Source organism: Streptomyces sp. SID1328 (assembly GCF_009865595.1).
Lineage (GTDB): Bacteria > Actinomycetota > Actinomycetes > Streptomycetales > Streptomycetaceae > Streptomyces > Streptomyces griseoluteus.
Genome location: NZ_WWKH01000135.1, coordinates 1 through 11,608, shown reverse-complemented (window position 1 = coordinate 11,608; position 11,608 = coordinate 1). Strand labels below are relative to the sequence as shown.

Genomic DNA, 11,608 nt, shown 5'->3' with positions numbered 1-11,608 from the left:
AAGGACGGCAAGGACGGAAAGGACGGCAAGGACGCCGTCGCCCCGCCGGCGAGCTAGCGTGAGGTTCGACGTGAGAAGCGTGAAAGAGGTGTTGCGCGGTTCGCCGCGCCGCATGGCGGCCGGCGCGGCGGTGACCGTCGTGCTGGTCGCGCAGGCGGTCCTGCTCGTCGCCCACCAGCAGCAGCTCGACGCGATCCAGATGGAGCGCGTCAGCCTCGAGGACGGCGGCACCGGCACCCATCAGGGTTCCCCCGGTCCGCCCGGCCCATCGGGTCCGTCCGGCGACCCCGGTCCCATCGGGCCCACGGGCCGGCCGGGGGCGGACGGCGACGACGGCGACGACGGCCGCCGAGGTCCCTGGGGGAGAAGGGGACGCGACGGCAGGGACGGAATCGTCATCACCTACGATTGACGGCCGTGCCGGCGGTGACGGCCTTGTGCCATCGGTGAGTTCACGCCTCGCCGAACGTCCCGTGCCGCCCCGCGCCCCCGGCGAACCGGGCCGCCCCCTCCATCGACTCCGCCAGCACTGTCGTGCCGTACTGCAGTTCACGGCGCATCGCCTTCTCCTCGGGCAGCCCCTCCTGGTCGAGCAGCGAGGCGCGGTCGGAGCGCAGGCAGTCCTGGGGGAAGCGGGCGATCGTTGCCGCCAGTTCCTCGGCCTCCGCGCGGGCGCGGCCCGGCGGGACGACGCGGTCCGCGAGGCCCATGGCGTACGCCTCGGCGGCCGGGACCGGGCGGCCGGTGAGGATCATGTCCATGGCGCGGCCGGTGCCGATCAGGCGGGGCAGCCGTACCGTGCCGCCGTCGATCAGGGGGACGCCCCAGCGACGGCAGAAGACGCCGAACACCGCGTCCTCCTCCGCCACCCGCAGGTCGCACCACAGGGCCAGCTCCAGGCCGCCCGCCACGGCGTGCCCGGCCACGGCCGCGATCACCGGCTTGGACAGCCGCATCCGGGTCGGGCCCATCGGGCCGTCACCGTCCGGCGCGACGCGGTTGCCGCGCTCGGTGCCGATCGCCTTCAGGTCGGCGCCCGCGCAGAACGTACCGCCGTCGCCCCACAGCACCGCCGCGCGCGCTTCGTCATCCGCCTCGAACGCCCGGAAGGCGGCGGCCAGTTCGGCCGCCGTCGGGCCGTCGACCGCGTTGCGCGCCTCCGGGCGCGACAGGACCACCGTCGTCACGTGACCGCGCGTCTCCACCCGAACCGCCACCGGGACTCCTCCTCGCCGAGCTGCTGGAGGGCCCACTGTGCCGCACCCGGACCCCGAACGGTTGACCTCAAGCAAACTTGAGGTCCTAAGTTGGACGCATGAGCATGGAAACCACCGCCTGGACGCAACTGCACAGCGTGATGACCGCGCAGCAGCAGCGCCGGCCCCTCGCCCGCGCCACACTGCGCCGCATCGCCGCCTTCGCCCGACCGCACCGCGCGGGCATCACCCGGTTCGTCCTGCTCGGCATCGTCACCGCCCTGCTCGCGGTCGCCACCCCCGTGCTCGCCGGACGCGTGGTCGACGCCATCGTGGCGGGCCACGACTCCGGCCGGGTGGTCCGGCTCTCGCTCCTCATCGCGGCGGTGGCGCTCGCGGAGGCCGGACTCGGCATCCTGGTCCGGCGGCTGTCGGCGACCCTGGGGGAGGGGCTCATCCTCGACCTGCGCACCGCCGTCTTCGACCACGTCCAGCGGATGCCGGTCGCCTTCTTCACCCGCACCCGCACCGGCGCCCTGGTCAGCCGCCTCAACAACGACGTGATCGGCGCCCAGCGGGCCTTCGCCTCCACCCTGTCCGGCGTGGTCACCAACGTGGTCACGCTGCTGCTCACCCTCGCCGTCATGCTCACCCTGTCCTGGCAGATCACCCTCCTCGCCCTGGTCCTGCTGCCGGTGTTCGTGCTGCCCGCCCGCCGGATGGGCAGGCGCATGGCCCGGATGCAGCGCGAGGCGGCCGAGCTGAACGCGGCCATGGGCACCCGGATGACGGAACGCTTCTCCGCGCCCGGCGCCACGCTCGTCAAACTGTTCGGCCGTCCCGAGGAGGAGTCGGCCCAGTTCGCCGCCCGCGCCGGCCAGGTCCGCGACATCGGCGTGCGCACCGCCACCGCCCAGTCGGTATTCATCACCGCCCTCACCCTGGTCTCCGCCCTCGCGCTCGCCCTCGTCTACGGCCTCGGCGGCTGGTTCGCGCTGCGCGGCACCCTGGAGGCGGGCGCCGTCGTCTCCCTCGCCCTGCTGCTCACCCGGCTCTACGCCCCGCTCACCTCGCTCGCCGGGGCCAGGGTGGAGGTGATGAGCGCGCTGGTCAGCTTCGAGCGGGTCTTCGAGGTGCTGGACCTGGAGCCGCTCATCGCGGAGAAGCCCGGCGCGGTCGCGGTACCGGACGGCCCGGTCGCCATCGAGTTCGACGACGTGCGCTTCGCCTACCCGGCCGCCGACCGGGTCTCCCTGGCCTCCCTGGAGGAGGTCGCCGCGCTCGACGTACGCGGCGGCGCCGAGGTGCTGCACGGCGTCTCCTTCCGCGCCGCCCCCGGCGAGACCGTCGCGCTGGTCGGCTCCTCCGGTGCCGGGAAGTCCACCATCGCCCAGCTCCTGCCCCGGTTGTACGACACCGACGGCGGCGCCGTACGGGTCGGCGGTGTCGACGTACGCGACCTGAGCGCCGGCTCGCTGCGGGCAACGGTCGGCATGGTCACCCAGGACGGCCACCTCTTCCACGACACCGTCCGCGCCAACCTGCTCCTCGCCCGCCCCGACGCCGGGGACGACGAGCTGTGGGACGCGCTCGGCCGGGCCCGGCTGGACGAGGTCGTACGGTCCCTGCCGGACGGGCTCGACACGGTCGTCGGCGAGCGCGGCTACCGGCTCTCCGGCGGCGAACGCCAGCGCATGACCATCGCCCGGCTGCTGCTGGCCCGCCAGCGGGTCGTCATCCTGGACGAGGCCACCGCCCACCTCGACAACACCTCCGAGGCGGCCGTGCAGGAGGCCCTCACCGAGGCGCTCCAGGACCGCACGGCCGTGGTCATCGCCCACCGGCTCTCCACCGTCCGCGCCGCCGACCAGATCCTCGTCGTGGAGGCCGGCCGCATCGTGGAACGCGGCACCCACGACCAGCTCCTCGCGGCCGGGGGCCGGTACGCCGAGCTGTACCGCACCCAGTTCGCCGGGAAGGACGACGAGACGGTGACGGTGGCCTGACCCCGGCCCCCGGTGAATCGCCGCGTCGCCGTGCTGGACGCCATCCGCCCGAGGGCCCACCATTCCTCCCACGGACACGGGAGGAAGGGACCGGCGGGGATGAGCGGGACGCGGCAGACCGGGGCACAACGCGGCCACGGCGAGGGCCTGTTGCGGGTCCTCGCCGTGGACGACGAGGAACCCGCGCTCTCGGAGCTGCTGTACCTGCTCGACCAGGACCCCCGGGTCGGCAGCGTGCTGCCGGCGCTGGAGGCGACCGAGGCCCTGCGCACCCTCAGCCGGGCCGTGGAGGGCGGCGCGGACGCGGTCGACGTGGTCTTCCTCGACATCAACATGCCGGGCCTCAACGGTCTCGAACTGGCCCGGCTGCTGGGCGGGTTCGCCGCTCCGCCGCTCATCGTCTTCGTCACCGCGCACGAGGACTTCGCCGTCCGCGCCTTCGATCTCAAGGCCGTCGACTACCTCCTCAAGCCGCTGCGCGAGGAGCGGTTCGCGGAGGCCGTGCGCCGGGTGGCCGAGCTCACCCACGCCAGCCAGGGCCCCCGCGTCCAGCCGGCCGTCCCGCCCGGCGGGGGCCAGGTCCCGGTGGAACTGGGCGGGGTGACCCGGTTCGTGCCCGTCGCCGACATCGACTACGCCGAGGCGCACGGCGACTACGCCCGGCTGCACACCCGGCGCGGCAGCCACCTCGTCCGCGTGCCGCTGTCCACGCTGGAGGAGCAGTGGCGTACGCACGGGTTCGTGCGCATCCACCGCAGCCATCTGGTCGCGCTCGACCGGATAGAGGAACTCCGGCTGGACGGTGGCAACCTGACCGTCCGGGTCGGTCACCGTGCCCTTCCCGTCAGCCGTCGCAACGCCCGTGAACTGCGCGATCTGCTGGCCCGCCGCGCCACCGGCACCGCGGCCCGCCTCCGCTGAGCCCGGCGCGCTGTGGCGACCCTGTGCCGAACCCGCCAGGACCCTGTCTCACCCCGGACGTGCTGCGTACACTCGCCGCAACAAGGTGATCACCGGGGTCTCGGGGGGTGCGTCATGGGTGCGGAACCCACCCCGCGCCGGGAGGTGGTCACCGGGGCCCCCGCCGGCCGTACGCGGGCCGCCTGTCCGGACTCCCCCGCACACGATGACCTCGCTGTACGGAAGCTGATGCGTCGTCAGGTGCGCATCGGTCTTGTCGCGTGCTCCCTGCTCGCCCTGCCCCTGGGGCTGTTCCCCGTAGTGTTCCGCTTCCTGCCGGACGGTGCCACCGGCCGGGCTGCCGTCTGGCTGCTGCTGGGTGTCGCGCCGTACCCCGTCCTGCTCGCCACCGGCGCCTGGTACGTCCGCCGTGCCGAGCGCAACGAGGGTGACGTGAACGGGCGTTGAACCAGACCTACGGGATGGCCGGGGTGTCCGCCGTGGTGCTCGCCACGGCGCTCGTCGGCGCGCTCGGGCTGCGGATCTCCCGGACCACCTCCGACTTCTACGTGGCCTCCCGTACCGTCGCGCCCCGGCTCAACGCCTTCGCCGTGAGCGGTGAGTACCTGTCCGCCGCCTCATTCCTCGGGATCGCCGGGCTGCTGCTGGCGCAGGGCGTCGACATGCTCTGGTTCCCGATCGGCTACACCGCCGGGTTCCTCGTGCTGCTGGCCTTCGTCGCCGCCCCGCTGCGCCGGTCCGGTGCCTATACGCTGCCCGACTTCGCGGAGGCCCGGCTGGAGTCGCGGGCGGTGCGGCGGATCGCCGGGGTGCTCGTGGTGGGAGTCGGCTGGCTCTACCTGCTGCCCCAACTGCGGGGCGCGGGGCTCACCTTGCGGCTGCTCACCGGTGCGCCCGGCTGGCTCGGCGGGCTGGTCGTCGCGGTGGTGGTGACCGCCGCCGTCGCCGCCGGGGGCATGCGCAGCATCACCTTCGTCCAGGCGTTCCAGTACTGGCTCAAGCTCACCGCCCTGCTGGTGCCCGTCGTGTTCCTGCTCGCCGCCTGGCACGCCGACCGCGCCCCGCTGCCCGCCTGGGACGAGCGGCCCGTCTTCCACCGCTCCACCGAGGTCCGCGTCGACCGCCCGGTGAATGTCACCGTGCGGGAAGCCGTACGGGTCACCGCCACCGGCAGCGTCGACGGGCACCCGCTGCGCGGGGCCGTGCTCACCCTCACCGAGGGCCGCCACCACATCGGGGCGCACACCGACCTCCGTTTTCCCCGTGGGGCCCAAGTGCCGCTGCCCGACCGGGCGACCGGGTCCGCCTCGCTCGCCCCCAGCGGCACGGAACACGGCCTGTACGCCACCTACGGGCTGATCCTCGCCACCTTCCTCGGCACCATGGGCCTGCCCCACGTGGTCGTCCGCTTCTACACCAACCCCGACGGCCGCGCCGCCCGCCGCACCACCCTCATCGTGCTCGGCCTGCTCGGCGCGTTCTACCTGCTCATGCCGCTGTACGGCTCGCTGGCCCGGCTGTACGCGCCCGACCTGCTGCTCACCGGCGACACCGACGCCGCCGTACTCGTCCTGCCGCAACGGCTGATCGGCGGGGTCGGCGGCGACCTCCTCGGCGCGCTGGTCGCGGGCGGGGCCTGCGCGGCCTTCCTCTCCACCGCCTCCGGGCTCACCATGTCCGTCGCCGGGGTGCTCGCGCAGGACGTGCTCCCGGCGCTGGGGCTCCGGCACTTCCGGCTCGCCGTCGTCCCCGCCATCGCCGTGCCCACCGCCGCCGGGACGGTGGTCGGCGGGCTGCCGGTGGCCGACGCGGTCGGCCTTGCCTTCGCCGTCTCCGCGTCCTCCTTCTGCCCCCTGCTCATCCTCGGCATCTGGTGGCGCGGCCTCACCCCACCCGGCGCCATCGCCGGACTCCTCCTGGGCGGGGGGTCAGCCCTCACCGCGGTCACCACGACCATCACGGGCACCGCCCGCCCCGGCTGGTCCCACACCTTGCTGGCCTGGCCCGCGGTCTGGTCGGTCCCGGCCGGCTTCGCCGCGATGATCCTGGTCTCGCTGGCGACCCGGCACCGGGTCCCGGCGGGTACGGCGGCCACCATGGCACGGCTGCATCTGCCGGAGGGGCGGGTGTGAGGTGGCGGACTTGAGTGTGCTCGGGGTGTTGCTGCTGGCTGTCGCGGGACTCGCCTTGTTCGTGCTGGGGGCCGCGCTGGGGCATGTCGCGCTTCGGCGGCAGCAGGCGAATCCGGCGGGCCCCGGTACCCCCGTCGAGCAGGCCACCTTCCACACCCTGCACACCGCCTCGCTGGCCGCGCCCCCGCTGCGGGCCGGGCTCACCCCGGACACCGCCCGGAAGGCGGCCCGGCGGTTGCGGCCGTTGCTCGGCAGCGGGGCGCTGGCCCTCGCCGACGAGGAGGCCGTGCTCGCGTGGGACGGGGTGGGCGAGCACCATCGCGCCCAGGTCACCGAGCGGCTGGCCGCCGTGGTGCGGGCGGGGCGTACCCAGAGGGTGGAACTGGACTGTGCGCACGTCGGCTGCGCCGTACGGCAGGGGGTGCTCGCGCCGTTGACCGTGGACGGCCGGGTCGCCGGGGTGCTCGCCGCGTTCGGGGACGGGGAGTCCGGCGGGCTGCGCCGGGCCGCCGAGGAGGTCGCCCGCTGGGTCTCCGTACAGCTCGAACTCGTCGATCTGGACCGGGCCCGCTCCAGTGTGATCGAGGCCGAGATCCGCGCCCTGCGCGCCCAGATCTCCCCCCACTTCATCTACAACTCCCTGGCGAGCATCGCCTCGTTCGTGCGCACCGACCCCGAGCGGGCCCGCGAACTCCTGCTGGAGTTCGCTGACTTCACCCGTTACTCGTTCCGCCGGGGCGGCGACTTCACCACGCTCGCCGAGGAGTTGCGCTCCATCGAGCAGTACCTCGAACTCGCCCGCGCCCGCTTCGGCCGCCGCCTCGAGGTCACCCTGCGGATCGCGCCCGAGGTGCTGCCGGTGACCCTGCCGTTCCTGTGCCTGCAACCGCTCGTGGAGAACGCGCTCAAACACGGCCTGGAGGAGTCCGCCGAACGCGGCCGCATCACGATCGTCGCGGAGGACGAGGGCACCGAGGCCCGCGTGGTCATCGAGGACAACGGCGTGGGCATGGAACCGGACCGCCTGCGCGCCCTGCTGCGCGGCACCGCGGGCCCCGACACGGGCATCGGCCTGAGCAACGTCGACCGCCGGCTGCGCCAGGTGTACGGAGACCCGTACGGTCTGGTCATCGAGACCGGCGTGGGCGCCGGCACGAAGATCACCGTACGGGTCCCGAAGTTCCGCCCCGGCTCGCGCCAGGGGTGAACGCTCAGGTCCAGCGGCCGTCGGACTGCTTGCGCTCCTGCTGCTGGCGCTGGTACTGCTGCTGGTCCTTCGCCTGGCGGGCGGCTGCCTCGGGGATCTGGGTGTGGTAGGAGAGCACCTTGCCCTGTCCCCGCGCGCCCAGGCCGCGCTGCCCCTTCATCGGAGAGTTCCTGCGCATGACTCGGCTCCTTGCTCGCATCAGGTCTGCGTGTCCGGGGAGATCCGGTCACCGGCGTACGACGGCGCCCGTTTCGTTACGGTTCACGGTATGCCCGCTCCGCCATTCGGGCGACCGGGCCGGGCCTCCTTTCGAGGTGCGGGCGCGGGAGCGCGGTGCGACGCTTACTTGGTGCATACCTCTGAGCTGACTCCTGAGATCCGTGCCGCTCTGAGCGATCCGAGGCCGTACCCCGCCATCACCCTGGTGATGCCGACCGACCCGGACTTCCCCTTCAGCGACAAGGACCGCATCATGCTGCGCGACCTCGTCACCGAGGCCAAGCGCCGCCTCGCGGAAGACCCGGACGTCGCGCGGGAGACCCGGCTGGAACTGCGGAACCACGTGCTGGACACCTCGGTGATCGAGCAGGTGGCCGACCCCTTCCACCCGGACGACGCCATGGTGGTCTACGTGGCCACCGACGAACCGGTCCAGGTCTGGCAGATGACGTCCGTCACGCCGGTGCGCCCGCGCGTGGAGTTCGCCGATGAGTTCCTGACGCGGTATCTGGTGGCCGCCGAGCAGCGGTCCCGGCCGTTCCTGGCGCTCGTGCTCGACCAGGAGATGTGCCGCCTCTACCACGGCTCGGTGAAACGCCTGGACGAGGTCGAGCACCACGGCTTCCCGTGCGAGCCGGAGATTCCGTCGCCGGAGGATGCGCTGCCCGGCCCGATCCCCCACGCCCCGCCGTACGAGGGGCACTGGGAGCGGCTCGAGCAGTACCTCCGCAGGGTCGACAAGCGGCTCGGCGACGCGATCGAGGAGCACGACGGTGATCTGCCACTGTTCGTCATCGGCGGCGACAAGACCCTCTCGGCGTTCAGGGACGTCACCACGCACGGTGACATGATCGCGGGCACGCTGCCGCTGACCGGGATGGACAAGGACCGACCCGCCGACCTGATGAAACGGCTGGAGCCGGTCCTCGCCGAGTTCCGTGAGAAGCAGATCGCGGAGGCCCTCGACGCGCTGGGCGAGGCGCGCGGGCTCGGCAAGTACGCGGGCGGACCGCAGGAGGTCTGGACGGCCGTGGCGGACAAGCGGGTGGCGCTGCTGATCGTGGAGGAGGGACTCGACCTCGCGGGCCGGATCACCGAGTACGGCCGGGTGCTGGAGCTGGTCGAGGTGCCCGAGCCGGTCACGCTGCCCGAACCCAGGCCGGACGTCGAGCCGCCGCCGCACACCCTGGGCGTGGCCACCGACATCGTCGACCAGTTGGTCGACCGCGCCGTCGACGCCGACTCCCAGGTCCTGTTCGTCCCCGACGGCACCCTCGCCGAGGCGGGGGGAGTGGCGGCCGTGCTCAGATATTGACCTGATCGCGGGTGTCCAGCACGGTCGTACGGAACGCCGTGACCACCGGCCGGAGATCGATCTGGTGCCAGGCCGCCCACAGCCGAACGGACATGTCCAGCCAGGGCAGTTCGCGTACCGTCGCCCCCGCGACCGGGCCGCGCAGCATGCTCCGCTGGATCAGTGCCACCCCGAGGCCGGAGGCGACGAGGCCGAGCGCGGTCAGCGGCTCGGACGCCTCCAGCCGGATGTCGGGGGTGAACCCGGCGGCGGCGCAGGCGGCGATGAACTCGTCGCGCCAGGCAGGGCGTCGGCTGTTCTCCACCGCGATCCACGGCTGCTGCTCCAGGTCGGCCGGGGCCACCTCGGCCGACTCCGCGAGCGGGTGTCCGGTGGGCACGGCCAGCAGCAGCGGGTCGTCCAGCAGCAGCGCGGCCCTCAGGTCCGGGTCGTCCTCGGCGGGCGGTTCCGGGACCAGGGCGATGTCGAGGCTCCGTCTGCGCAGCCCCTCGAACTGCTCGGCGGCGGGGACGTTGTAGAGGGCGACGTGGATGCCGGGGCGTTCGCCGTGGAGTTCCCGCAGGGCGCGGGGGAGCACGCCGGTGTGCATGGCGTCGACCGTGTACCCGATGCAGAGCCCGCCCTCCTCGCCCCGGCCGAGCCGGCGGCCCAGGTTCTCCAGGCGGTCGGCGTGCCGGAGCAGCGCCCTCGCCTCGGAGAGGAAGACCCGCCCGTCGGCGGTGAGCCGGATACGCTGCTGGCCGCGCTCGAACAGGGTCAGGCCGAGGTTCTTCTCCAGCTGGGCGATCTGGCGGCTGAGCGGCGACTGCGAGATGTGCAGGCGCTCGGCCGCGCGGCCCACGTGTTCCTCCTCGGCGACGACCACGAAATACCGGAGCTGGCGCAGATCCAGCATGTGAGACCTCCAGGGACTCAAGTGTGTCCAAGCAAGTCTTGGACAGTCTCAAGCATCGATCCTAGCCTCGACAGGGCAAGCAACGCGGACCAGCGCAAAGCCCGCGAAACCCCGTAAAGACAAGGATCACGCTCATATGGGTATCAAGTCCCTCCTCCCCGGCCCCCTGGGCTTCGGCACCGCCCCGCTCGGCAACATGTTCCGGGCCATCCCCGAGGAAGAGGCCGCCGCGACCGTCGCCGCCGCCTGGGACCAGGGCATCCGCTACTTCGACACGGCGCCCTTCTACGGCGCCGGACTGTCGGAGATACGTCTCGGCGAGGCGCTCGCCGGGCGCCCGCGCGACGCATACGTGCTCAGCACCAAGGTCGGCCGCGTCATCCACGACGACGTCGAGGACCCGGCCGCCCGCGAGCTGGGCGAGAAGGGCGGGCTCTTCGAGCACGGGCGCCCCAACCGGATGACCGACGACTACACGGCCGACGCCACCCTCCGGTCCATCGAGGACAGCCTGAAGCGGCTGGGCACCGACCGGCTGGACATCGTCTGGGTCCACGACATCGCACAGGACTTCCACGGCGACCAGTGGCTGGCACGGTACGAGAGTGCCCGCACCGGCGCGTTCCGGGTGCTGCAGAAGCTCCGCGACGAGGGCGTCATCAAGGCGTGGGGGCTCGGCGTCAACAAGGTCGAGCCGATCGAGCTGACCCTCGATCTCGACGAGCCGCGCCCGGACGCGTTCCTGCTGGCCGGCCGCTACACCCTGCTCGACCACGACCGCGCGCTCCAGCGGCTGCTTCCGGCCGCCGCCGAGCAGGGGGTCGACATGGTCGTCGGCGGCCCCTACAGCTCCGGGGTGCTCGCGGGCGGGCGGCACTTCGAGTACCAGGAGGCCCCGCCGGCCATCCTCGACAAGGTCGACCGGATCAAGGCGCTGGCCGAGCGGCACGGCGTGTCCATCAAGGCGGCGGCCCTCCAGTTCGCGCTGGCCCACCCCGCCACCGCCGCGGTGGTCCCCGGCGCGACCCGGCCCAGCCGTATCGCCGAGGACGTGGCCGCGCTGCACGAGAGTGTTCCGGCAGCGTTCTGGACCGGCCTGCGCGCCGAGAACCTCATCTCCGACGCCGCCCCCGTCCCCACCGCCTGACCCCTGCTGGGAGAAACACCATGGCAAGCACGAGCACTCACATCGACGTCCCCCACACCCCCGACCACGTCTGGCACCTCATCGGCGGCTTCGGCTCCCTGCCCGACTGGCTCCCCTACATCCCGGCCGGCACCCTGAGCGAGGGCGGGCGGGTCCGCACCCTCACCAACGCCGACGGCGACACCATCGTGGAACGTCTGACGGCCTTCGACGAGGCCGCACGCACCTACACGTACACCATCCTGCAGGCCCCCTTCGCCGTCACCGACTACCTCTCCACTCTCACCGTCCACCCCCTCCCGGCCCCGGGCACGGCCCGCGTCGAGTGGTCCGGCACCTTCACCCCGACGGAACTTACGGACGAGGAGGCCGTCGCCCTGTTCCACGGCATCTACACCGAGGGGCTGGCAGCCCTGGAACGCTCGCTGCGCGAGCAGGCGTAGGAGGCCGGTACCTCCTCACGCGCCGGTCGGCGGTCCCGGTGTCCGCTGGTTGTAGCGGTGGGCGGCCCGGTCGTTCAGGACTCGGCCGGCCTTGTTGAGGGCTCGGCGCCAGGGGGTTCGGGGGGAA

The 11,608-nt window shown here is 73.0% G+C and carries 12 protein-coding genes; 9 read left to right on the top strand and 3 right to left on the bottom strand.

Annotation, left to right across the window (positions count from 1 at the left end; all coding sequences use genetic code 11):
* Positions 1 to 70: 70 nt before the first annotated feature.
* Positions 71 to 412 carry a hypothetical protein gene (locus GT030_RS04175; RefSeq protein ID WP_237522187.1) on the top strand — a complete coding sequence of 114 codons (342 nt, stop codon included), beginning with the start codon at positions 71 to 73 and terminating at the stop codon, positions 410 to 412.
* A 40-nt stretch (positions 413 to 452) separates the two neighbouring features.
* Here GT030_RS04175 and GT030_RS04170 read toward each other — a convergent pair whose 3' ends face one another.
* Complete coding sequence (locus tag GT030_RS04170; protein WP_161199890.1) at positions 453 to 1,217, bottom strand: crotonase/enoyl-CoA hydratase family protein; 765 nt, start codon at positions 1,215 to 1,217, stop codon at positions 453 to 455.
* Positions 1,218 to 1,315: 98 nt separating this feature from the next.
* On the opposite strand from GT030_RS04170, the gene GT030_RS04165 reads away from it, so the two are divergent.
* From GT030_RS04165 to GT030_RS04145, 5 genes are all read left to right on the top strand, one after another.
* Positions 1,316 to 3,202, top strand: a complete 1,887-nt coding sequence (locus tag GT030_RS04165) for an ABC transporter ATP-binding protein (RefSeq protein WP_161199889.1) — start codon at positions 1,316 to 1,318, stop codon at positions 3,200 to 3,202.
* Positions 3,203 to 3,301: 99 nt separating this feature from the next.
* Positions 3,302 to 4,123: a LytTR family DNA-binding domain-containing protein gene (locus GT030_RS04160; protein WP_237522186.1), complete on the top strand. Its 822-nt coding sequence runs from the start codon at positions 3,302 to 3,304 to the stop codon at positions 4,121 to 4,123.
* Between the two features lie 114 nt (positions 4,124 to 4,237).
* Positions 4,238 to 4,570, top strand: a complete 333-nt coding sequence (locus GT030_RS04155; RefSeq protein ID WP_161199888.1) for a hypothetical protein — start codon at positions 4,238 to 4,240, stop codon at positions 4,568 to 4,570.
* Entirely contained in the window at positions 4,567 to 6,255 is a 1,689-nt protein-coding gene (locus GT030_RS04150; protein ID WP_202459666.1) for a cation acetate symporter, read from the top strand. The genes GT030_RS04155 and GT030_RS04150 overlap by 4 nt, the downstream gene beginning before the upstream one ends.
* Positions 6,256 to 6,265: 10 nt before the next feature.
* Complete coding sequence (locus tag GT030_RS04145) at positions 6,266 to 7,462, top strand: histidine kinase (protein WP_202459665.1); 1,197 nt, start codon at positions 6,266 to 6,268, stop codon at positions 7,460 to 7,462.
* A 4-nt stretch (positions 7,463 to 7,466) separates the two neighbouring features.
* Here the strand turns inward: GT030_RS04145 and GT030_RS35435 are convergent, their stop codons facing one another.
* Entirely contained in the window at positions 7,467 to 7,640 is a 174-nt protein-coding gene (locus GT030_RS35435) for a hypothetical protein (protein WP_202459664.1), read from the bottom strand.
* Positions 7,641 to 7,811: 171 nt separating this feature from the next.
* Here GT030_RS35435 and GT030_RS04140 point away from each other — a divergent pair, with 171 nt between their 5' ends.
* On the top strand, positions 7,812 to 8,996 hold the full coding sequence (locus GT030_RS04140; protein ID WP_161199887.1) for a hypothetical protein: 1,185 nt from the start codon (positions 7,812 to 7,814) through the stop codon (positions 8,994 to 8,996).
* Here the strand turns inward: GT030_RS04140 and GT030_RS04135 are convergent.
* Positions 8,986 to 9,891: a LysR substrate-binding domain-containing protein gene (locus GT030_RS04135; protein WP_161199886.1), complete on the bottom strand. Its 906-nt coding sequence runs from the start codon at positions 9,889 to 9,891 to the stop codon at positions 8,986 to 8,988. The genes GT030_RS04140 and GT030_RS04135 overlap by 11 nt on opposite strands.
* Before the next feature lie 136 nt (positions 9,892 to 10,027).
* Here GT030_RS04135 and GT030_RS04130 point away from each other — a divergent pair, with 136 nt between their 5' ends.
* Together GT030_RS04130 and GT030_RS04125 are read left to right on the top strand one after the other, a co-directional pair.
* On the top strand, positions 10,028 to 11,038 hold the full coding sequence (locus GT030_RS04130; protein WP_161199885.1) for an aldo/keto reductase: 1,011 nt from the start codon (positions 10,028 to 10,030) through the stop codon (positions 11,036 to 11,038).
* 20 nt (positions 11,039 to 11,058) lie between these two features.
* Positions 11,059 to 11,481, top strand: a complete 423-nt coding sequence (locus GT030_RS04125; protein WP_161199884.1) for an SRPBCC family protein — start codon at positions 11,059 to 11,061, stop codon at positions 11,479 to 11,481.
* Positions 11,482 to 11,608: the final 127 nt, after the last annotated feature.